The sequence below is a fragment of the Gluconacetobacter diazotrophicus PA1 5 genome (assembly GCF_000021325.1).
Taxonomy (GTDB): Bacteria; Pseudomonadota; Alphaproteobacteria; order Acetobacterales; family Acetobacteraceae; genus Gluconacetobacter; species Gluconacetobacter diazotrophicus.
Genome location: NC_011365.1, coordinates 2,411,153 through 2,432,851, shown reverse-complemented (window position 1 = coordinate 2,432,851; position 21,699 = coordinate 2,411,153). Strand labels below are relative to the sequence as shown.

General features: G+C 69.0%; 22 protein-coding genes. 16 read left to right on the top strand and 6 right to left on the bottom strand.

Going from position 1 to position 21,699, the window contains the following annotated elements; all coding sequences use genetic code 11:
* Positions 1–9 precede the first annotated feature (9 nt).
* Positions 10–1,368 (top strand): L-serine ammonia-lyase, encoded by a 1,359-nt coding sequence (locus GDIA_RS11060; RefSeq protein ID WP_012224846.1) that lies wholly within the window; start codon positions 10–12, stop codon positions 1,366–1,368.
* Between the two features lie 36 nt (positions 1,369–1,404).
* Here the strand turns inward: GDIA_RS11060 and GDIA_RS11055 are convergent, their stop codons facing one another.
* Positions 1,405–1,890, bottom strand: a complete 486-nt coding sequence (locus GDIA_RS11055) for a hypothetical protein (RefSeq protein WP_012554189.1) — start codon at positions 1,888–1,890, stop codon at positions 1,405–1,407.
* Positions 1,891–2,264: 374 nt separating this feature from the next.
* Here GDIA_RS11055 and GDIA_RS11050 point away from each other — a divergent pair, with 374 nt between their 5' ends.
* From GDIA_RS11050 to GDIA_RS11035, 4 genes are read left to right on the top strand one after another with little or no spacing between them, the layout of a single operon-like run.
* Entirely contained in the window at positions 2,265–3,248 is a 984-nt protein-coding gene (locus GDIA_RS11050) for an autoinducer 2 ABC transporter substrate-binding protein (protein WP_012554188.1), read from the top strand.
* A gap of 8 nt (positions 3,249–3,256) precedes the next feature.
* Positions 3,257–4,807 carry a sugar ABC transporter ATP-binding protein gene (locus GDIA_RS11045; protein WP_012224840.1) on the top strand — a complete coding sequence of 517 codons (1,551 nt, stop codon included), beginning with the start codon at positions 3,257–3,259 and terminating at the stop codon, positions 4,805–4,807.
* Positions 4,804–5,835: an ABC transporter permease gene (locus tag GDIA_RS11040; RefSeq protein ID WP_012224838.1), complete on the top strand. Its 1,032-nt coding sequence runs from the start codon at positions 4,804–4,806 to the stop codon at positions 5,833–5,835. Before GDIA_RS11045 ends, GDIA_RS11040 begins: the two co-directional genes overlap by 4 nt.
* Positions 5,832–6,809 carry an ABC transporter permease gene (locus tag GDIA_RS11035; protein WP_012224837.1) on the top strand — a complete coding sequence of 326 codons (978 nt, stop codon included), beginning with the start codon at positions 5,832–5,834 and terminating at the stop codon, positions 6,807–6,809. The genes GDIA_RS11040 and GDIA_RS11035 overlap by 4 nt, the downstream gene beginning before the upstream one ends.
* Here GDIA_RS11035 and GDIA_RS11030 read toward each other — a convergent pair.
* Genes GDIA_RS11030 through GDIA_RS11020 form a run of 3 tightly spaced genes read right to left on the bottom strand, consistent with a single transcriptional unit; the run spans position 6,782 to position 10,021 of the window.
* A complete protein-coding gene (locus GDIA_RS11030) occupies positions 6,782–7,621 on the bottom strand; it encodes a TIGR01459 family HAD-type hydrolase (RefSeq protein ID WP_012224836.1) in 840 nt (279 codons plus the stop codon). The genes GDIA_RS11035 and GDIA_RS11030 overlap by 28 nt on opposite strands.
* On the bottom strand, positions 7,618–8,892 hold the full coding sequence (locus tag GDIA_RS11025; RefSeq protein ID WP_012554187.1) for an FGGY-family carbohydrate kinase: 1,275 nt from the start codon (positions 8,890–8,892) through the stop codon (positions 7,618–7,620). Before GDIA_RS11025 ends, GDIA_RS11030 begins: the two co-directional genes overlap by 4 nt.
* A complete protein-coding gene (locus tag GDIA_RS11020) occupies positions 8,885–10,021 on the bottom strand; it encodes a class II aldolase/adducin family protein (protein ID WP_012554186.1) in 1,137 nt (378 codons plus the stop codon). Before GDIA_RS11020 ends, GDIA_RS11025 begins: the two co-directional genes overlap by 8 nt.
* Positions 10,022–10,184: 163 nt before the next feature.
* On the opposite strand from GDIA_RS11020, the gene GDIA_RS11015 reads away from it, so the two are divergent.
* From GDIA_RS11015 to GDIA_RS10980, 8 genes are all read left to right on the top strand, one after another.
* The gene (locus GDIA_RS11015) at positions 10,185–10,973 is read left to right on the top strand and encodes a DeoR/GlpR family DNA-binding transcription regulator (RefSeq protein ID WP_012554185.1); all 789 of its coding nucleotides are present in this window, start codon (positions 10,185–10,187) and stop codon (positions 10,971–10,973) included.
* Positions 10,970–12,517: an acetate and sugar kinases/Hsc70/actin family protein gene (locus GDIA_RS11010; protein WP_012554184.1), complete on the top strand. Its 1,548-nt coding sequence runs from the start codon at positions 10,970–10,972 to the stop codon at positions 12,515–12,517. Before GDIA_RS11015 ends, GDIA_RS11010 begins: the two co-directional genes overlap by 4 nt.
* Positions 12,420–13,415 carry an ABC transporter substrate-binding protein gene (locus GDIA_RS11005; RefSeq protein WP_231854241.1) on the top strand — a complete coding sequence of 332 codons (996 nt, stop codon included), beginning with the start codon at positions 12,420–12,422 and terminating at the stop codon, positions 13,413–13,415. Before GDIA_RS11010 ends, GDIA_RS11005 begins: the two co-directional genes overlap by 98 nt.
* Before the next feature lie 49 nt (positions 13,416–13,464).
* On the top strand, positions 13,465–13,776 hold the full coding sequence (locus tag GDIA_RS11000; protein ID WP_012224819.1) for a putative quinol monooxygenase: 312 nt from the start codon (positions 13,465–13,467) through the stop codon (positions 13,774–13,776).
* 182 nt (positions 13,777–13,958) lie between these two features.
* The gene (gene wrbA / locus GDIA_RS10995; protein ID WP_012224814.1) at positions 13,959–14,558 is read left to right on the top strand and encodes an NAD(P)H:quinone oxidoreductase; all 600 of its coding nucleotides are present in this window, start codon (positions 13,959–13,961) and stop codon (positions 14,556–14,558) included.
* A gap of 26 nt (positions 14,559–14,584) precedes the next feature.
* Positions 14,585–15,202, top strand: coding sequence for a YceI family protein (locus tag GDIA_RS10990; RefSeq protein WP_012224813.1), 618 nt, complete (start codon positions 14,585–14,587; stop codon positions 15,200–15,202).
* 7 nt (positions 15,203–15,209) lie between these two features.
* Positions 15,210–15,821: a cytochrome b gene (locus GDIA_RS10985; protein ID WP_012224810.1), complete on the top strand. Its 612-nt coding sequence runs from the start codon at positions 15,210–15,212 to the stop codon at positions 15,819–15,821.
* A gap of 14 nt (positions 15,822–15,835) precedes the next feature.
* Complete coding sequence (locus tag GDIA_RS10980; RefSeq protein ID WP_012554182.1) at positions 15,836–16,402, top strand: YceI family protein; 567 nt, start codon at positions 15,836–15,838, stop codon at positions 16,400–16,402.
* 29 nt (positions 16,403–16,431) lie between these two features.
* Here GDIA_RS10980 and cysK read toward each other — a convergent pair whose 3' ends face one another.
* Positions 16,432–17,418 (bottom strand): cysteine synthase A, encoded by a 987-nt coding sequence (gene cysK / locus GDIA_RS10975; RefSeq protein WP_012554181.1) that lies wholly within the window; start codon positions 17,416–17,418, stop codon positions 16,432–16,434.
* A gap of 186 nt (positions 17,419–17,604) precedes the next feature.
* On the opposite strand from cysK, the gene GDIA_RS10970 reads away from it, so the two are divergent.
* Complete coding sequence (locus tag GDIA_RS10970; RefSeq protein WP_012224804.1) at positions 17,605–18,054, top strand: RrF2 family transcriptional regulator; 450 nt, start codon at positions 17,605–17,607, stop codon at positions 18,052–18,054.
* Between the two features lie 52 nt (positions 18,055–18,106).
* Here the strand turns inward: GDIA_RS10970 and GDIA_RS10965 are convergent, their stop codons facing one another.
* Entirely contained in the window at positions 18,107–18,667 is a 561-nt protein-coding gene (locus tag GDIA_RS10965; protein ID WP_012554180.1) for a hypothetical protein, read from the bottom strand.
* A 360-nt stretch (positions 18,668–19,027) separates the two neighbouring features.
* Between GDIA_RS10965 and GDIA_RS10960 the strand changes: the two genes are divergently transcribed.
* Both GDIA_RS10960 and parE read left to right on the top strand, forming a co-directional pair.
* A complete protein-coding gene (locus tag GDIA_RS10960) occupies positions 19,028–19,585 on the top strand; it encodes a hypothetical protein (RefSeq protein WP_012554179.1) in 558 nt (185 codons plus the stop codon).
* A gap of 60 nt (positions 19,586–19,645) precedes the next feature.
* Positions 19,646–21,682, top strand: a complete 2,037-nt coding sequence (gene parE, locus GDIA_RS10955) for a DNA topoisomerase IV subunit B (RefSeq protein WP_012554178.1) — start codon at positions 19,646–19,648, stop codon at positions 21,680–21,682.
* Positions 21,683–21,699: the final 17 nt, after the last annotated feature.

Genomic DNA, 21,699 nt, shown 5'->3' with positions numbered 1-21,699 from the left:
CTCTCACGGATGATCAGCCTTTTCGACCTTTTCAGGATCGGCATCGGCCCGTCCTCGTCCCACACGGTCGGGCCGATGCGCGCGGCCCGGCGCTTCGCCACGCACCTGCCCCCCGCGATGCCCGTCGCGCGGCTGCGCGTCACGCTCTATGGCTCGCTGGCCTGGACCGCCAGCGGTCACGCCACCGACAAGGCCGTCATCCTGGGCCTGGCGGGCGAGACGCCCGAGGGCATTGACCCCGACGCCGCCGGAGACATCGTCCGCCGGATCGGCGCCGCGCGCACGGTCCTGCTGCATGGGCGCGCCGTCGCCTTCGATCCCGCCCGCGACATCGTGCTGGACCGCGACACGATCCCGCCCGTCCACCCCAACACGCTGCAGTTCCAGGCCCTGGCCGCCGACGGCACGCCGCTGGAAACCGGGCGATTCTGTTCGGTCGGCGGCGGCTTCATCGTGCCGGAAGACGCCACGAAGCATGCGGGCTATGCCCAGCCGGCCATGCCGCTGGACTTCGCCAGCGGCGTGGAACTGCTGGACCGCACGCGCCAGAGCGGCCTGGGCATCGCGGGCGTCGTCCTGGCCAACGAGACCGCGCTGCGCCCGCCCGCCGAAATCACGGCGTACCTGGACCGGATCATCGACACCATGATGACCTGCGTCGAACGCGGTCTGGTCCAGCGCGGCACGCTGCCCGGGCGGATCAAGGTCCCGCGCCGCGCGGCGGCGCTGCACGAACGGCTGCTGGAGCGCACGCGCCTCAACCAGCGGCCACCGCACGAGGCGATGGACTGGATCAGCCTGTTCGCCATCGCGGTGAACGAGGAAAACGCTGCCGGCGGCCGCGTCGTGACCGCGCCCACCAACGGCGCGGCCGGGGTCATCCCCGCCGTGCTGCGCTATTACCGCGATTTCTGCCCCGGGGCCTCACGCGCCGGGATGCACGATTTCCTGCTGACGGCGGCGGCGGTCGGCGGCCTGTTCAAGCTCAACGCCTCGATCTCGGGGGCCGAGGTCGGGTGCCAGGGCGAGGTCGGGGTGGCGTCCTCGATGGCGGCGGCGGGCCTGGCGGCGGCACTGGGCGCGACCCCGCTGCAGATCGAGAACGCCGCCGAGATCGGCATGGAACACCATCTGGGCATGACGTGCGACCCGGTCGCCGGCCTGGTTCAGATCCCGTGCATCGAGCGCAACGCCTTCGGCGCGGTGAAGGCGGTCAATGCCGCCTCGCTGGCCATGCATGGCGACGGGGCGCACCAGGTCTCGCTGGACCAGGTGATCCGCACCATGGCGGAAACGGGGCGGGACATGAACCATCGCTACAAGGAAACCGCGCTGGGCGGCCTGGCGGTCAATTTCCCGGAATGCTGACCGCGCGGATAGGTCGCGGCCCGCTTCACGACCCCTTCACGACATGGTGATATAGGTCAGCAGGATCGATGCGATCGCGACGAAGGCGACGGACGCGCTGATGGCATTCATCATGCCCAACGTCTCGATATACGATTTCTTCCAGCCCGGGTCCTTTGACGGATCGGGTCCAAGCTTGGCCCACATGGTCGCCGGGTCGCCCTTGTGCTTGAACACGGACATGATGACCCTGGATTTTTCTTCCTGATATGTCTCCAAATGTTTGTTCATCGCACGATAGCGTGTCCTGTAATGCCACATATACAGGCCGAACAGGACGAAGACATACGCGACCAGGACAAAATACCACTCACTGCGCAGAACGATGATCCCGGCGATGATGAAGACGAAAGCGGGAATAAGGGTGGCCGAGACGACCTCCCGATGCGCGCAGATCGTCGCCGAGGGGCGGATCGTAAAGGTAAAGATCCAGATCAGGTAGAACATCGAAGCGATCGTAAAGGCGAGAATATAGTTGGTCATGAAGCGTCGGTTCTTTCCGCGCCGGCTCACCGTCGGAGTGTCGGTGAATGGGTTAAGGCCGTGATGTATTGATCGATGCAGTTCTTACAGGGTGTTCCACGGAATGGGAACGCCGTGAAAATTGCAAATATAGTGCCGGAGCGCAATGACATCGGGGCGACGTCTGGCACGATATCTTCACCTTTTTAGTGAAGGCACCTTTCTGATCTGATTCGATCACATTATGGCGCATTTGCTCCATAATGTGATCGATGATGATTGACTATGATCATAAATCCTCGTTAGCGTCCGTCATCGGCGCCCTTCCGGCCGGCGGGCGCCGTCTCAACGCTGTGGGAACCATGCGCAGACATGGGCCACGAGGAGACAACATCGTGAAGAAGCATTCGGCGGTGATCGCGGCGCTGGTGGCGGCAGGCCTGTCCTGCATGGCCCCGGCACAAGGCCGCGCGGAAACATTCCAGATCGGCTTCGTGCCCAAGGTTATCGGCATTCCCTATTTCAGCGCCATGCAGCAGGGCTTCCTGAAGGGGGGCCGGGCGTTCGACGCCAGGATCGTCTACCAGGGACCGACGACATCCTCGGTCGCGGCGCAGGCGCAGATCGTCCAGAGCCTGATCAACCGCAAGCTGGATGCCGTCGCCGTCGCCGCCAACAGCCCCACCGCCCTCGAAGCCCAGGCCGTGCATGCGCGCGAACGCGGCGTCATCTTCGCCTCGACCGACAGCCAGGTGGATGGCGACGCGGTGGACCTGCGGGTCATGCAGGCCACGGACGAGGCCCTGGCCCACACGCTGGTCGACCAGCTTGCCGCGCAGATCCCCGACGGGGGGCAGATCGCCTTCGTCTCCGGCGGGCCGACCGCGACGAACCTGAACATGTGGATTTCCCTGATGAAATCCTATCTGGCCGCCAAATTTCCCAAGTTCCAGCTGGTCAGCGTCCAGTATGCCGGCGAGGATATCAGCAAGGCGACCGAGATCACGTCGCAGATCCTGTCGGCCTATCCCGGCCTGAAGGGGATCATCGGCGTCAACACCACCGCGACGCCGGGCGCGGCCCAGGCGGTGCTGCAGGCCGGTCTGGCCGGAAAGATCGCCATTACCGGCATCGACGACCCGAACACCATCCGCCCCTACGTGCTGAACGGCACCGTCAAGAGCGCGGTGCTGTGGAACCCGGTCGACCTGGGATACCTGACGGTCTGGGGCCTGACGCAGCTTCTGCAGCACAAGCCGCTGCAGGTGCAGAACCCCGTGCCCGGCCTGGGCACCATCACGTACGACCCGAAGACGAAGACGCTGCTGCTGGGCCAGCCGATGGTCTTCACCAAAGAGAACATTTCCCTGGATTTCTGAGGTGCGTCATGAACCGTCTCGAACTGAGGGGGATCGTGAAGTCGTTCGGCGGCGTCAGGGCGCTGAAGGGTGTGGACGCGGTGATCGAAGCCGGCCGGACCCTGGTGCTGCTGGGCGAGAACGGGGCCGGCAAATCGACGCTGATCCGGACGCTGACCGGCGCGGTGCGCCCCGACGAGGGCGAGATCCTGATCGACGGCGTGCCGGTCGTGCTGCGCGACCCGATGCATGCGCGCGCACTCGGCATCACCGCCGTCTATCAGGAGCCGATGATCTTCCCGCACCTGAGCGTGCTGGAAAACATCTTCGCGGGCTTCGAGATCACCGACCGCTTCGGACGCGTCCAGACCGAGGCGATGCTGCGGGCGGTGCGGCCCTGGCTGTCGTCGCTGGACCTGGCGGAATCGCTGCTGCGCCGGCCGATGGCGGATCTGGGGCTGGGGCACCAGCAACTGGTCCTGATCGCGCAGGCGCTGGTGCAGGACGCCCGCATCATCGTCTTCGACGAACCGACGGCGATCCTGTCGCGCGCCGAGACGGACAGGCTGGTCGGCATCATCCACCGCCTGCGCGATGACGGGCGCGCGATCGTGTACATCACCCACCGGCTGGAGGAAGTGCCGCGCGTGGGCGACCATGTCACGGTGCTGACGGACGGGCGCGTGACCGGCGACTATGCGGCGTCCGACGTGACCGAGGACCTGCTGCTGCGCCTGATGATGGGCCAGCATCATGATGACGGCCGCCCGGACGATGCGGCGGCCGCGCCGCCGCCCGACGCGGCGAAGGCCCCGCCGGTCCTGTCCATCCGGGGCCTGAGCCATCCGCGCCATTTCCAGGACGTGGACTGGGACGTGTCCGCCGGACGCGTCACGGGCATCTACGGGCTGGTGGGGGCCGGGCGGTCGGAAGTGGCGATGACGGTGTTCGGCGCCCTGCGCGCCGCGCGCGGCCGGATCATGCTGGACGGGCGCGAGATCAGCCCCCGTTCCCCGGCCGAGGCGATGGCGCTGGGCATCGGATACCTGCCCGAGGACCGCAAGAAGCAGGGCATCTTCGCCCCCATGGGGCTGGAGAGCAACCTGACCTGCACCGCCCTGGTGCGCCTGTCGCACGGCGGCTGGCTGCTGGATTTCCCCGCCCTGCTGGACGAGACGCGGGCCATCATGCGGCGTTTCGCGATCAAGGCCGACACGCCGGACACCGCGATCGGCACGCTGTCGGGCGGCAACCAGCAGAAGGGGCTGTTCGCCCGCTGGGCGGGGCAGGACCTGCGCGTGCTGATCCTGGACGAGCCCACGCGCGGCATCGACCTGGCGACCAAGGCGGAAATCCACGGCTTCATCCGCCAGCTTGCACAGGCGGGCATGGCGGTCGTGGTGATTACGTCCGACCTCGCGGAACTGATGGCCGTCAGCCAGGACGTGATCGTGATGCGGCAGGGGCTGGTGGTGGATCGTTTCCAGCGGGATCGCGAGCAGGGGGCCGCGCCGGCGGCCGAACGGGTGCTGGCCGCCGCCATCGGCGCGGCGACGACCGGCCAGGAGCATGCGGCATGAAGAGTTCCACCCTGAACATGGGGCGTGCCGCGCCGGCCCCCACCTCAACCCTGGGCGGCCCGCAACGCGCGCCCGTCGCGTGGCGCGCGCTGCTGGCGCGGCGCGAAACCGCGCTGCTGGCCGTGATCGCGCTGGTGGTGGCGGTGGTCAGCCTGGGTGCGCATGGCGGGTTCTGGACCCGCGTCAACCTGGACGGGCTGATGGTCACCAGCGCCATCACCGCCGTGCCGGCGGCGGGCATGACGCTGGTCATCCTGACCGGCGGGATCGACGCCTCGATCGGTTCGATGCTGGGGCTGGTCTCGGCCATCGGGGGATTGCTGTTCGTCGCGGGGTGGCCGGTCGCGGTGGTGGTGCCGGTGTTCCTGCTGGCCGGGGCCGCGCTGGGCTGGATCAACGGCCTGGTCATCCTGTGCGGCCGCGTGCCGCCGATCGTCTGTACGCTGGGCACGCTCAGCATCTTTCGCATGGGCGTGTTCCTGATGATGGGCAGCGACTGGATCACCGCCCTGCCGCCGGGGCTGACGCGGTTTTTCGTGGCCGACCATCTGGGCCCCCTGCCGGGCGCCGCCGTCATCGCGCTGGCCGTCATGGCGGTGCTGGCGGTCTTCCTGCGGGTCCACCGCACCGGCCGCCGCCTGTTCGCGATCGGCAATAACGAGGAAGCGGCCCGCCTGGTCGGCATTCCGGTGCGACGGCTGCGCTGGATGACCTACGTGCTGCTGGGCGCCTGCGTGGGGCTGGGCGCGCTGATGCGGCTGGGCCAGTCCCCCATCGTCCAGACCACGACCGGCAGCGGCTTCGAACTGGGCGTGATCGCGGCGGTGGTGCTGGGCGGCACCGAACTGTCGGGCGGGCGCGGCGGCATGTTCGGCACGTTCCTGGGCACGCTGGTCGTGGGCCTGGTCGGCGACGCCATCGTGCTGATGCATATCCAGCCGTTCTGGAGCGGCGTCGTGCTCGGCTTCATCATCCTCGCATCCGTGGGACTGAACGAGGGCCGCCGGGCCCGGCAGGTGGTATCATGAGCGGCTTCCGGTCCGGACGGATCGTCATCCTGGGGCTGTTCGCCCTGCTGGTCCTGGGCGGATTCGCCTTCGGCAACCCGACCATCCTGTCGGCCGACAACGTATCCAGCATGGCGGTGTTCGCCGTGGAACTGGGCATCATCGCCTTCGGCCAGGGGCTGGTGATCCAGGGCGGCGACGGGGCCATCGACCTGAGCGTCGGCGCGATGTCCGGGCTGGCACAGGTCCTGACCGCCCTGTTCATCTCGCGCGGCCTGCCCTGGCCCGTGGGGGTCGGCATCGGCATCGCCTCCGGCGCCGCCATGGGGGGCTGCAACGCCGCCGCGATCGCGCGCTTCAGGATTCCGCCCATCATCGCGACGCTGGGCACGATGTTCGCCTTTTCCGGCCTGGCGCTGATCGCGTCGGACGGCAACACCATCGACCTGACCGCCGCCCCCGCGCCCTTCCTGGCCATGGGGCAGGGCACCGTCCTGGGGGTGCCGTTCCAGATCCTGTGCCTCTACCTGCCGCTGCTGGCCGTCCTGGTGGTGGTGCAGCACCGCAGCCGGTTCGGCCGCGCCCTGTACCTGGTGGGCACGAACGCCACCGCCGCCTGGCTGGCGGGCATACCGGTCAAGCGGCTGCGGGCGGCGACCTATGTGCTGTCGGGCGCGCTGTCCGGGCTGGCCGGGGTGATCGCGGCGGCGCGGCTGGGCACGGCCACACCCGACGGGGTGCCGGAAGCGAACCTGATCAGCATCGCGATCGTCGTGCTGGGGGGCGCCAGCATCTTCGGCGGGGACGGATCGCCCATCGGCACCGCGATCGCCACCATCGCCATCGCGGTGGTCAATTACGGGCTGAACTACAACGATTTCAACCCGACCCTGCAGGCCGGCATGATGGGCCTGATCCTGGTGCTGATCGTGCTGGTGGAAAATGTCGTGGTCGCGGCGGTGCGCGGTTACCAGACCAGCCCCGGCAGAACGTAATCCGGCCACACCCCATGCCGCACGAACGCGGCCCGCAGCGCGGCGGGGGCGGCATCGGCCAGGATGCCCGTCCGGACCAGCGCGCTGTCGGCGCCGAACCCGCGTGCGCCGGCGATGTCATGTTCCACGCTGTCGCCGATGCACAGCACGCGTTCGGCCCGCACGCGGCACAGCCGCGCGGCATGGGCGTAGATGGCTGGATGGGGCTTGCCGATCCAGTCCACCGTGCCGCCTTCCTCCTCGTACAGTTCGGCGATGCGCCCGGCGCCGAAGGCGGTCCCGCCGGGCACCAGCATCCGCCGGTCGGGGTTGGTGCAGACCGCGCGCGCGCCACGCCGGGCCAGCGGTGCCAGCATGGCGCGGTATTCGGCCTCGGTCACCACGTCGCCCCGGCTGCCCGCGATCAGCACCAGGTCCGCCCGCGCCGGTTCGGCCTCGACCACCAGGCCCAGCGCGTCGCAGAACGCCGTGTCCTGCCCGCCGCTATCGATCAGCAGGCAGCGCATGCCCGGCCGCACCGGGATTTCACCCGACCGTGCCAGCGCCAGGGCCGTGTCGCCCGAGGTCACGATCGTCTCGTACAGTTCGGGCCCCAGCCCCAGCCGCGCCAGCCGGCCCGCGTTATAGGGGCCGGGCCGCCCCGAATTGCTGAGCAGCACCACGCGCTGCCCCGCATCGCGCAGGCGGGCCAGCGCATCGCGCACCCCCGGATAAGGCGCCGTGCCATCATGCAGGACGCCGAACTGATCCACGAACAGGACATCGTAGTGCCCCACCAGCGCCGCGATGCCGGCCAGCGCGCGCGGGTTCATGCCGCCTTCCCCTCGGACAGGCCCCCGAACAGACCCAGACGCGCCGCGCCCACGCATGCGTCCTCGGACACGCTGGGCAAGAACGGCACCCCGATCCTGGCCTGGCGCAGGGCGGTCCAGCCCGCGTTCGCCGCACCGCCGCCGACCGTGCGGACCGAGCGCAGCGTCGTCGCGCCCAACTGTTCCAGCCGGGCGTACCCCGTGGCCTCGATCATCGCCATGCCTTCCAGCACGCCCTGGAAGAACACCCCGTCATCGGCCGGGCGCGGTTCCAGCCGGGGCGGGAACGCCGGGTCGCTGACCGGGAAGCGTTCGCCCGGGCGCAGCAGCGGATAATACTCCAGCCCCGTCGGCCTGTCGGGCCGCAGCGCCGCCGTCAGGGCGGCCAGCCGGTCGGCGCCGAACAGCGCCAGCAGGACCGCCCCCCCGGTGTTGGACGCCCCGCCCACCAGATACCGGCCGCCGATCCGGTGGCTGTAGATGCCGTAGGCGGCCGCGTCGACCTTCACGTCCGACAGCAGCTTGACCACCAGGGTGGACCCCAGCGCCGTCACCGCGTCCCCGGCCCGGTCGGCCCCCGTGGCCAGGAACGAGGCGCACCCGTCCGTCGTGCCCGCATGGACGACGGCACCGGGCGGCAGGCCCAGCGCCGCGGCCTCGGCCCCCACCGGCCCCAGCGGCGTGCCCGGCAGGTGGATGGCGGGCAGCAGCCCCGGCGCCAGCCCGGCCCCGCCCACCCAGTCCGGCCAGGCCAGCGCGTCCGGGTCCGCGCCGGTCTTGAGCGCGTTGTTGGCGTCGGTCGCGTCGAAGCGCCCGCGCAGGCGGCCGGCAATCCAGTCGGCCTGGTGCAGGATGGCGCGTACGCCGGGACGACGCGCCATGTCCACCGCCCGCGCCAGCGGCGAGCCCGCGCCCCGCGCCGGGCTGTCGGGGGGCGCCAGGTCGTCGATCCGCGCCAGCACGGCGGCATCGGCGGCCCGCGCGTGATACATGGAGGCCGGGCCGATCACGGACCCGGCCTGGTCGATGGCGACCAGCGTGCCGGAGGTACCGTCCACGGTGACCGACCGCACGCCGTCCAGCGGCAGCCGTGCCCGCAGCGTGCCGAGCGTATCGGCCAGCGCCCGCCACCAGACGGCCGGCGCATCGGCCGCCCCCAGGACCGCGAACCGCGCGCCCTCAACGGCCAGCACGTTCCCCCGCGCATCCAGCACCGCCGCGCGCACGCCCGACGTGCCCAGGTCGATCCCCAGCGCCGCGGCCTCAGCCATTGCGGGTGGTCCTGTTCTGGGTCTCTTTGTTCAGGGCCTGGCGGTAGGTCTCCGCCTCCCAATGGGTCAGGGCGTGGATGTCCGTGGCGGTCAGGCGGCGGATCGGGTCGGTGGGGGACAGGCGGGCCGCCACGTCGGCCAGGCAGCGCGCCATGGCGTCCATCCCTACCGTCCAGCCGTCGCGCCGCAGCAGCACGCCCCGGCCCGGCATGACCCGCATCGGCGGCGCGTCGGGCGCGGCGATCCGGGGCGGGCGGTCCCCGGGGACGCCATCGGGGTCGGCCCCGCGATCGGCCACGTCGATCCGGTCGCCCAGGAAGATGACGTGATCCGGGTAGAGCGGCGCCCCCCGCGCCACGGCCAGGGTGGCGGGGTCCATGGCGATGGCATGGGCGGCCGGGTCGTCCGGCAGGCGATAGGCCGACCCTTCGGCCAGGGCGGCCAGGTCCGCGAGGTCCGCCTGCGGCGCGGCGCGCGGCGTCACGGCCAGGGCGGCGATCACCCGTTCCAGCAGCGTTTCCGCCTTGGCCACCGTGTCGGCCGAGACGATCAGCCCGTGATTGGCCAGGATATGGACATTCGCCCGTTCCCCGAACGGGCGCGCCGCCATGATCGCGCGCGCCAGCGGCAATCCCGGCCGGATATAGGGCACCAGCGTCCAGTGCACGCCCCGCAACCCGTCCAGCCGCTCCGCCAGCCGGGCGCGCGCATCGGTGCGCACGGCATGCGCGAGCGTTTCCACGCAATGCAGGTGGATGACCACGCGCCAGGGGATCACCGCATGGACCGTCGTTTCGATCGACGGCCGCAAGGCGGCCGCCGGCGTGCCGGGCTGGGCCACCACGAAGCCGGCGGCCTTCTCGGCCTCCGGCTTGCCCTGCCGGCAGGCGTCCAGCAGGGGGGCCAGCGCCACCGGCACCATGATCGGCCGGTCCAGCGCATGGGCCAGCCATGTGCCGGACGCCTTGATCCACAGCGTGCCGCCGTCCTTGATCGAGGTATTGCCCCCCGCCCCCTGGGTGCGCCGGGGGTCCGCGCCCAGACGCGCCGACAGCCTGCGCAACGCGTCGAGCCCGTCCGCGACGGGAACGGGGGCGAGCGCTGGGTCCGGCCGAACATGCGACACCATGCGGGGTTCCTTTACGACGGGCTTTGCGACGGCATGACGTATTTCAATCACAAAAGATGGAATGCCATCATCATTTGACGCAGGTCAATCAAATTTCGCTTGACCACGGCCGGGAATACGGAGAATCGTGAGGCCCGGACACCATGAAGGAAGATACGGACCCGTGACCGAGACCGAACGCCAGCGCCAGATCATCACCATGCTCGAAACACGTCCCTTCGCGACCGTGCGGGAACTGATCGACATGCTGAGCGTGTCGCCGGCCACGGTGCGCCGCGATATCGAAAAGCTCCACGAGGCCGGCGAGGCGCGCAAGGTCTTTGGCGGCGTCGCGTCCCTGACCGCCGCGTCGCGGACCCACGCCCTGCCCTTCGCCCAGAGCAGCGACCTGGCCGTCGATGCCAAGCGGGCGATCGCGGCGATGGCGGCGGACCTGTGCCGCGACGGGGACATGGTCATGGTCGCGGGCGGATCGACCTGCCACCAGCTGGGCCTGCGCCTGGCCGGGCGGTCGATCGGGCTTTACACCAATTCGATGCCGCTGGCGGCGGCCCTGGGCACCCACGGCGCCTGTCACCTTTCGGTGGCCGGCGGCGCCCTGCATCGCGAACCGGGCATCCTGTACGACCCGCAGGCCGCGGCGCCGGATTTCTTCGCGTCGCGCCTGTTCCTGGGCGCGCAGGGGCTGGGGCTGGAGGGGGTGATGGAATCGCACCCGCTGCTGCCGGTGGCCACGCGCCCGATGCTGGAACGCGCCGACGACGTGATCGTGCTGGCCGACAGCCGCAAACTGTCGGTGCGGGCACGCTTTGTTTCATGTCCGATCGACCGGGTGTCCACCCTGATCACCGATGACGGCGTGCAGGAGGATGATGTGCGTATCCTTGAAGATGCGGGCGTGACGGTCCTGGTCGCCCCCGTGGCCGCCTGGCGCGCGGACGACAAGACGTGACCCCGGAAATCGCGCGCCCGACGCTGGCGGTATTCGATTTCGGCAAGACGAACGCCAAGCTGCTGGTGTTCGGCGCGGACGGATCGATCCTGGCCGAGCGGCGCACGCGCGCCGCCTGGCCGGTGGTGGACGGGGTGCATGTGCTGGACGACGCAGCCCTGCTGGACTGGATGCGGGAGGTGCTGCGCGAGGCCGTCGCGTCGTTCGATGTGAACGGTATCATGATCGCTACCCATGGCTGCACCTTCGCCCTGCTGGGCGAGGACGCGCTGGCGACGCCGATCCTGGATTACGAGGAAATCGTGCCGGCGGAGATCGAGGCCGCGTTCGCGCACATCCGCCCGCCCTTCTCCGAAACCGCGACCCCGGCGATGGAGCGCGGCTTCGCGTTCGGCAAGCACATCGTCTGGCAGGAAATGCGCGACCCCACGCTGGCCGCGCGCACGCGCCATATCCTGACCCTGCCGCAATTCTGGGTGTGGCGGCTGTGCGGCGCGCGCGTGTCGGAAATCTCGTCCCTGGGCTGCCATACCCATCTGTGGTCGCCGTACAGGGACGATTTCTCGTCCCTGGTGGACCGGCGCGGATGGCGCGGCAAGATGCCGCCCTTCCGCGAGGCCGGCGCCATCGTCGGCACGATGACGCTGGACGTGCCCGGGCGCGGGGCGGTGACGCTGGACGTGCATAACGGGGTGCATGACAGCAACGCGTCGCTCAGCCACTACCGGCGCGTGGTGCCGGGCGGCATGACGATGGTGTCCACCGGGACGTGGGTCATCGTCATGAACCCCGACTGCCCGCTGGACGCGCTGGTACCGGAACGCGACATGCTGGCCAATGTCTCGGTACGGCATGAACCGGTTCCCACCGCGCGCTTCATGGGCGGCCGCGAATTCGACCTGATTCGCGGTGACGGCCCCGCCGACGTGACGGAGGCGCGCATCGCGTCCCTGGTGGCGCGCGGCATCTTCGCGCTGCCGTCCTTCGCCGATGGCGGCCCCTATCCCGGGCAGGCCGGCGCCTTCGTCGACGATGCGGGGCGCAGCGTCGTTCCCGCGCCCGACGAGCGCGCGGCGCTGGCGGCGCTGTATGTCGCCGCGATGACGGACCTGACGCTCGACCTGCTGCGCAGCACGGATGCCGTCGTCTTCGATGGCGGGCTGGCGAAGGTGGGCGCCATTCCGCGCCTGGTCGCCGCCTTGCGCCCGACGCAGGCCGTGCTGGTCGGGCGCAACCCCGAGGGCACGGCTTGCGGCGCGGCGGGCCTGGCCTATGCCGCGCTGGGGCTGGACCCCTTCCGCGACGAACGGGCGGCCCGCGTGGCACCGTTCGACCCGCCCGGATGGCGGGAGTACGTCACCCGCTGGCGGCACCTGGCCGACCAGCGCACCAGGAGCCGGACCGAACCGGCCGCACCGGCGCCAGACGCGCCCAATAAGGATAATCATGATGCGCCCAGCGCACGTCCCGCCGACCTGCCATGGATCGGCACGCCCGTCCCGCCGGAAGATCCTGCTGCTGGCGGGGCTGCTCGCCCTTGGTAGCACCGCCGCCGCGCGCGCGGAGGATTCGGTTCACAAGATCGGGGTCACCGTCGGCTCGCTCGGCAATCCGTTCTTCATCGCCGCCATCAGGGGTATTACGCAACAGGCCAAGGCCCTGGGTCCCACCGCGCCGGTGCAGAGCGTCTCGGCCGATTACGATATCGGCAAGCAGGCGTCGCAGGTCGATTCCTTCATCGCCGCCGGCAACGACCTGGTGATGTTCAACGCGGTGGACTACCAGGCCGCCGCCCCGCTGGTCCGTCGCCTGCATGACAGCGGCGCGACCGTGGTCGCCTTCGATGTCGGCGCGCCCGGCGCGGATGCGACGATCACCACCAACAACGTCAAGGCCGGCGAAATCTCGTGCCAGTATATCGTCGATCGCCTGCATGGGCACGGTGACGTGGTGATCGTCAACGGGCCGCCCGTCACCGCGCTGAGCGACCGCGTGAAGGGCTGCCAGTCGGTGTTCGCCAAGGCGCCGGGGATCAGGCTGCTGTCCTCCACGCTCGACGCCAAGGGCTCGCGCGACGGCGGACTGGCGGTGGGGCAGAGCGTGATGGTGCGCTTCGACAAGGTGGACGCGATCTTCGCGGTCAACGACCCGACCGCGCTGGGCGTCGAACTGGCAGCACGCCAGGCGGGACGGCACGATTTCTTCCTGGCCTCGGTCGACGGCTCGCCCGACGTGGAACAGGAAATGCGCGGCGGCAACACGCTGATCGCGGCCACGGCGTCGCAGGACCCGTTCGCCATCGCGACCACCGCCACCCGCATCGGGTTCGATATCCGGGCCGGACGGATCAAGCCGGGCATCGTCCGGCTGCTGGCCCCCAGCCTGATCACCCATGACACGATCGGCGGCTACAAGGGCTGGAACGCGCCGCACAATAGCTGACCGGCCGTGTCTTTTTTCCAGAACATCAACAAGAACAAGGAAAACAACCATGACCGCTCCAGGCTGCACCCTGACCGCGACCCTGCGCGCCCGGCCCGAGAGGCGCGAGGAGCTTCTGGCCCTGCTCAGCACCTTCATCGACAAGTCCCGCAGCGAGCCCGGGTGCCTGGAATACCAGCTCCAGGTCAGCAAGGATGACCCGCTGGTCTTCATGTTCTATGAAAACTGGGTCGAGCGGGCGGACCTCGACCGCCACATGGCGCTGCCCTACCAGCAGGACTGGTTCAAGCGCCAGCCCGAGCTGCTGGCCCAGCCGGCGGAGATGAAATTCTTCGACATGGTCAGCGATTACGACCGGTAAGCGAGGGCCGGGCGGGGCGTCGGGCCCCGCTCCGGCCTGGGGCCGGCCCCGTGTCGGTAAAATTATGGAAACGAACAGTTTCGTTCATTTTCATTCTTTCGTCACCCTGATCGGTCTAACACTTCTGCATCGGCACGTGTCGTCGGCGAACCACCCGACGCCATCCGGGCAGGAGAGAAGCAATGACCAAGGTTCTCGTTCTTTACTATTCCACCTACGGCCACATCGAAACGATGGCCGAAGCGGTGGCCGAGGGCGTGCGCGCCGCCGGGGCGCAGGCCGACATCAAGCGCGTGCCGGAAACGGTGCCGGAAGACGTTGCCCGCACCCACCATTTCAAGCTGGACCAGGCCGCGCCGATCGCGACACCGGCCGACCTGGAAGCCTATGACGCGATCATCGTCGGCACGCCGACGCGCTTCGGCCGCATGGCGTCGCAGATGGCCAGCTTCTGGGACCAGACCGGCGGCCTGTGGATGAAGGGCGCGCTGATCGGCAAGGTGGGCGCGGCCTTCACCTCCACCGCGACGCAGCATGGCGGTCAGGAAACCACCCTGTTCTCCGTCATCACCAACCTGCTGCACCAGGGCATGGTCATCAGCGGCCTGCCCTATAATTTCCAGGGCCAGATGCGCCTGGACGAGATCACCGGCGGCGCGCCCTACGGCGCCACGACGATCGCGGCCGGCGACGGATCGCGCGCGGTCAGCGACAACGAACGCGATGGCGCCCGCTTCCTCGGCCAGCATGTGGCGCAGATCGCCGCCAAGCTTTCCGCTTAATTCCCCGACACATTCAGGATCATACGATGTTTCGTTCCCTTCTTTCGGCGTCCGCCGCCGCAACCGTCCTGCTCGCCGTCACGGCCGGCGCCGTCTCGGCCCAGACCCCGGCCAAGCCCGCCGACGTGCAGGGCGGCACCTACCAGGTCGAACCCAGCCACACGCAGGTCGGCTTCTCGCTGCTGCATTTCGGCTTCACCTATTATTCGGGCCTGTTCTCGAACGTATCGGGCACCCTGACGCTCGATCCCAAGGCGCCGTCCGGCTCGGCCCTGAACGTCACCATTCCCGTCGCGTCCGTGCAGACGACCAGCGGGAAGCTGGACGAGGAACTGAAGGGCGCGGAATGGTTCGATGCCGCCCAATTCCCCAACGCCACCTTCACCTCGACGAAGGTCATCCCCACCGGCAAGGATCGCGCGACCGTCACGGGCAACCTGACGATCCACGGCATCACGAAGCCTGAAACGCTGAAGGTGCGCTTCATCGGCGCGGGCGTGAACCCGATGGACAAGAAATACACCGTCGGCTTCGAGGCGACCGGCACGGTCAACCGCAGCGATTTCGGCGTGAAGAAGTATGTCCCCTATGTCGGCGACGCGGTGGACCTGCATATCGCCGGCGCGTTCGAACGCCAGGGCTGATCGGGTCATGCCGGCCGCCTCCGACACGGCCGGCGCCCCCGGCCGCTACAGCCTGGTCGCGATCATCCTCCATTGGGTGATCGCGGCGGGCATCCTGGCCCTGATCGGCATGGGCCTGGCCATGGACCATCTGTCCCTGCCGCCCATGCAGGTCTTCAAGCTTTACCAACTGCATAAATCGATCGGCGTCACCGTCATGCTGGCGGTCGTACTGCGCATCCTCTGGCGGCTGTTCCACACGCCGCCCGCCCTGCCGGCCACGCTGCCCGAAATCGAACGCAAGGCCGCGCATGGCACGCACGGGCTGCTGTACGGGCTGCAGATCCTGCTTCCGCTCAGCGGCTGGGCGCTGGTCTCGGCTTCGGTCTTCAATATCCCGACCGTGCTGTATGGCGTCGTGCCGTGGCCGCACCTGCCGGTCCTGGCCAGCCTGCACGACAAGGCCCCGGTCGAAGCCGCGCTGAAGACCCTGCATCACTGGAGCGCATGGATCCTGACGGCGGTCATCGCCCTGCATGTCGCCGCCGCGCTGCGCCATCATGTCATCCTGAAGGACGGCGTCCTGCGGCAGATGCTGCCCACCCGCCACGACGCCGCCAGACCGTCGCAACCTGCCTGACAGGAACCCGCTCCATGCGTCTTTCCCCCCTGGGAGCCGTGCTTCTCGGCACGGCCCTGCTCGCCCCCACCGCGCCGGCCCTGGCCGCCGAGTGGACGATCGATCCGGCCCACAGCACGATCACCTTTACCGGCACGCAGACCGGCGCCGCGTTCACCGGCCATTTCAAACGCTTCGGCGGCACGATCACCTTCGATCCCGCCCACCCGGACGCCGGGCACGCCCTGGTCACGATCGACGTCGCCAGCGCCGTGACCGGCGACCGGCAGCGCGACGAGGCCCTGCCGGGCGCCGACTGGTTCAATGTCGCGGCGTTCCCCAAGGCGACGTTCGAGGCCACGCATTTCCAGTCCAGGGGCGGGAATGCCTACACGGCCCAGGGCGAGTTGAGCATACGCGGCGTCGGCCAGCCGGAAACGCTGCCGTTCACGCTGGATATCACCGGCACGACCGCACACGCCAAGGGCCATCTCACCCTGATCCGCTCGCCGTTCGGCATCGGCCAGGGCCCATGGGCAAGCGGCCAGTGGGTGGCGCTGGACGTCGGTGTCGACATCGACGTGACCGCGCAGTCCTCATAGAAGACAGCGCAGGGGCCGACACCGGAACGTCAGGCCAGGCCGGTGAACAGCGACGTGGACAGGTAGCGTTCGGCGAACGAGGGCGCGATGACCACGATCGTCTTGCCCGCGTTTTCCGGCCGTTCGGCCAGCTTCAGGGCAGCATGCAGCGCGGCGCCCGAGGAAATGCCGATCGGCACCCCGTCCAGCCGCGCGCAGCGGCGGGCGGCGGCGATGGCCTCGCGCTCGGACACCGTCAGCACGCCGTCCAGCGCCGGCAGGTCCAGCGTGCGGGGGCAGAAGCCGGGGCCGATGCCCTGGATGCCGTGGGGCCCGGCCTCGTCCCCGTTCAGGATCGCGCTTTCGACCGGTTCCACCCCATAGACCGCCAGGCCAGGCTTGCGCGGCTTCAGCGCATGGGCGATGCCGCTGGCGGTGCCGCCGGTGCCCACGCCCGCCACCACGATATCCACCGCGCCGTCCGTGTCGGTCCAGATTTCCTCGGCCGTGGTGGCGGCGTGGACGGCCGGGTTGTCGGGATTGTCGAACTGGCGCGGCATCCAGGCGTCGGGCGTCTTCTTCAGGATGTCCTCGGCCCGGGCGATGGCCCCGGCCATGCCCAGTCGGGCCGGCGTCAGTTCCAGTTCCGCATCCAGCAGGCGCAGCATCTTGCGCCGCTCCAGCGACGCGCCCTCGGGCATGGTCACGATCAGGCGATAGCCGCGCGCGGCGGCGACGAAGGCCAGCGAAATGCCGGTATTGCCCGATGTCGGCTCGACCAGCACCGTCCGGCCGGGCGTGATGTCGCCCCGCTGTTCGGCGGCCAGCACCATGGCCGCGCCGATGCGGTCCTTGACCGATCCCAGCGGGTTGAAGAATTCCAGCTTCAGCAGGATGCGGCTGGCAATCTCGTCCTCGCGCGTCAGGTGCGGCAGGGCCACCAGCGGCGTGCCGCCGACCGTATCGACGATCGAATCGTACACCCGCCCCCGCGGGCGCGCCAGGCCCAGCCGGTCGTCCACCGCCGTGTTGTCCATGGGTCGGTCCTTCCTTCAATCCGTATGCGCAGTCCCTGGCACGGATTTAATCGTAATCTTCGACATAATCCACCTTCATACCAAACAGAAGCGTGGATCATCGTCCCCATTCCTGTTAGCTTCGCGCCATCACACGGGCCATGCCCCCCGATGGGCGCGGCGAATCCAGCACAGGAGAGACCCAGGATGCTTCTTCGGCGTGACAGGGCCATGATCGCGGTGCTCATCATGCTCGACGTCGCATTCCATGCCGGGCGAAGCGGTACCGTCAGCGCCGCCGACATCGCCGAACGCGCCGGCCTGGCCCGGCGCGGGATCGAGCCGCTGCTGCAGACATTGTCGCGGTCCAGCCTGCTGGAAAGCGTGCGCGGGCCGCGCGGCGGCTACCGCCTGGGCCGGCCCCGGCGGGATATCACCCTGGCCGACATCGTCGAAATCGCGACCGCCGATGATTCGTCGTCCGATGACGGGCCGGTGGGCGCGCTGTTCACCAAGGTGATCGAACCCTGCTGGCAGAAGCTGGACGACACGCTGTCCACCCAGTGCCGCAAGCTGACCCTGGACGACCTGGTCCGCCGCGCGGAATCCAGCGGCATGCGCCGGCCCATGGCGGAACCCATCACCTTCTCGATCTGACGGGCCGCGCCCGGCCCGGGCTCGGGCCGGACAATGGGCTCCCGAAGGCTCGTTAATGAGCCGCCGGCGTCGTCTTCTGGCTCTTCGCCGGGGTCCTGGTCGTGCGATGCCGGGTCGATGTCCGGGCCGGCGTCGCGGGCGCGGGGGGCGCCACGATCGGGGTCGGCACCACGACGCCGGTCGCATCGACGCTGGCCGTGACCGTCAGGTACTGGCGCGGCTGGCCGACCCCGCGAATCAGGGTCACGGTGAAATGATCGTTCCCGGCATAGGCGGTGTTGGGCGTATACATCACATAGGTGTGATCATCGTAATTATAGAGGAAGACCTTGCCGTGTTCCGGCGCGGGCGACACCCCGAACGAGGCATAGGACCCGCCGCCCGTCTGCTGGATCACGACGCCGCAATTCCCATCGTCGCTGCGGACGGCCATCGTCGCCTCCATCTGGCCGGAAGGCGAGGATTTGACCGGCCCGACCTGGCACACCGCCGAACGCTTCATGTAGCCGAACGGGTTCGGGGTCTTGGCCACCTGCAGCACAGGCTTGGTTTGGCATCCGGCCAGCAGGGCGGACGCCGCCACCAGGATTGCAGAAGACAGTCGCACTCGCACTCGTCAGCTCCGCTTTGCTCATGGACCCCCGTGCACGCGCGCGGGGTCGATAGTCCAGGACACCAGATAAAACAATGCCTTGACGGCATGCCGCTCTCCGAAATCCGTCTGCGAATTTCGGAGGCAGGACACTAGAACAATGGCGCCCCCTACGAAAGGCCCGACCCGATCCTTGCGAGTCGGCGATCCGGGGGATAGAAGCCGATTCCAGCCGGCGGCGGCATCAAAATGTGATTGCCAACACCATGGCGAAGGTTATGCTGCTATTATAAAGTTCTAGCAAGCCTAGTTCACATGCCGGTTCATGTTGCCGACCCCAACCCGGCGCAGCATCCTGGTCGGTCTTGGAGAAACCACACCATGTCCTTTCCGATTTGGCGCGCCACGGTTGCCGCCCTGGCCCTTGCCGGCATCGTGACCAACGCGCAGGCGGCCTTCGCCGTCAGCCAGTGCACGTCCTCGCCGGCGCACGAGGCCTTCGACGTCCAGGGGCTGAAGAGCGAACTGATGGTCACGGCGCTGTCGTGCAACATGCAGGACCGGTACAACAGCTTCGTCGCCAAGTTCCGCACCAAGCTGCTGGACGAGGAAGGGACGCTGAACGCCTATTTCCACACCACCTACGGCCGCAGCGCGCAGCGCGAGCACGACGACTACATCACCCAGCTGGCCAACGTGCAGTCCGAGCGGGGGCTGAAATCCGGCACCGCCTTCTGCGACCAGCGCGCCGCGATGTTCGACGAGGTCGCGGTCCTGGAATCCTCCGCCGACCTGTCCAGCTACGCCCAGGCCAAGGACATCATCCAGCCCGCGTCCTACGAGACCTGCGCCGCGCCGGAGCGCACCCTGCGCAACGAGGTGCGGACCCGCTATCGCGGCCGCAAGCCCTCCGCCGCCCATACGACGGCCCGGAGCTGACGCCGCCCCCGGACCGAGTCCGCTTGACAGCGGACCGGCCGGCGGAACAAAGAACACTCCATGAACGATGATCTCTTTTCCGCGGCGCGACCGAAGCGGGAGCCCCGGGGCCGCGCGGCCGCGTCCGCCCCGCCGGCCCCGGTGCGGGACGATGCCGGCGGGGAGTACGACGCCAGCGCCATCGAGGTGCTGGAGGGGCTGGAACCCGTCCGGCGCCGGCCCGGCATGTATATCGGCGGCACCGACGAGGGCGCGTACCACCACCTGGCATCCGAGATCCTGGACAACGCGATGGACGAGGCCGTGGCCGGTCACGCCACCACCATCGACGTCACGCTGGAAGCAGGCGACTGGCTGACGATCCGCGACAACGGGCGCGGCATTCCGGTCGACCCGCATCCGAAATTCAAGGATCGCTCGGCGCTGGAGGTCATCCTGACCACGCTGCACGCGGGCGGCAAGTTCTCGGGCAAGGCCTATGCCACCTCCGGCGGGCTGCACGGCGTCGGGTCGTCGGTGGTCAACGCCCTGGCGGCGCGGATGGAGGTCGAGGTCGCCCGCGACCGCGCCGTCTGGCGCCAGGTATACGAACGCGGCCATCCCGTCACGGTGCTGGAAAAGGTCGGCGCGACCCAGAACCGGCGCGGCACGCAGATCCGCTTCACCCCCGATCCGCAGATCTTCGGCCGGATCCATTTCTCGCCCGCGCGGCTGTACCGGCTGTGCCGGTCCAAGGCGTACCTGTTCCGCGGCGTCACCATCCGCTGGTCGTGCGACCCGGCGCTGGTCCGCGACGCGGACATCCCGGCCGAGGCGGTGCTGCACTTCCCCGGCGGCCTGGCCGACAGCCTGCGCGACGAACTGGGCAACGCCGCCCTGCTGACCGAGATGTGGTCCGGCGAGGCCGACCTGCCGGTGGGGCCAGACGGCGCCGATACCGGCCGGATGGAATGGGCGGTGGCGTTCCTGGAATCGGGGTCGGCCAGCCTGTCCTCGTACTGCAACACCATCCCGACGCCGCAGGGCGGCACGCACGAAGCCGGGTTTCGCGCCGCGCTGCTGAAGGGCTTCCGCGCCTGGGGCGAACAGCGGTCGAACAAGCGCGCGGCGGCGGTCAACGCCGATGACGTGCTGGGCGCCATCGCCGCCAAGCTGTCGGTGTTCATCCGCGACCCGCAATTCCAGGGCCAGACCAAGGAAAAGCTGACCTCGTCCGAGGCCAGCCGCCTGATCGAGACCGCGCTGCGCGACCGGTTCGAGCAATGGCTGGCCGGCCATCCGGCACAGGCCGACAACCTGCTGGCCTTCATCATCGAGCGGGCCGAGGAACGGCTGCGCCGCAAGGACCTGAAAGACACGCCGCGCAAGAGCGCGACCCGGCGGCTGCGCCTGCCCGGCAAGCTGACCGACTGCACGCGCGAGAACGCGGCCGAGACCGAGATCTTCCTGGTCGAGGGCGATTCGGCCGGCGGGTCGGCCAAGCAGGCCCGAAACCGCGAAACCCAGGCCGTGCTGCCGCTGCGCGGCAAGATCCTGAACGTCGCCAGCGCCTCGACCGAGAAGCTGCGCGCCAACCAGGAACTGCGCGACCTGGTCGAGGCCCTGGGCTGCGGCATCGGCGAACGGTTCGACGCGACCCGCCTGCGCTACGGCCGCATCGTCATCATGACCGACGCCGACGTGGACGGCGCGCATATCGCGTCGCTGCTGATGACGTTCTTCTATCGCGAACTGCCCGACCTGATCCGCCAGGGGCATCTGTACCTGGCGCAGCCGCCGCTGTACCGGCTGACGCAGGGCGGCAAGACGATCTATGCGATGGACGACACCGACCGCGAGCGGAAGCTGAAATCGAATTTCAAGCCGAATGCCAAGGTCGAGGTCTCGCGCTTCAAGGGCCTGGGCGAGATGCCGCCGGGCGACCTGAAGCAGACGACGATGGACCCACGGCACCGCACGCTGCTGAAAGTCGTCACCCGTCCCGAGGACCGCGCCCTGACCAGCGACCGGGTCGAACATCTGATGGGACGGCGGCCGGAACTGCGCTTCCAGTTCATTCAGGAACACGCGCAGACCGTCGAAGACCTGGACGTTTGAATGTCTGTCCGGGCTGC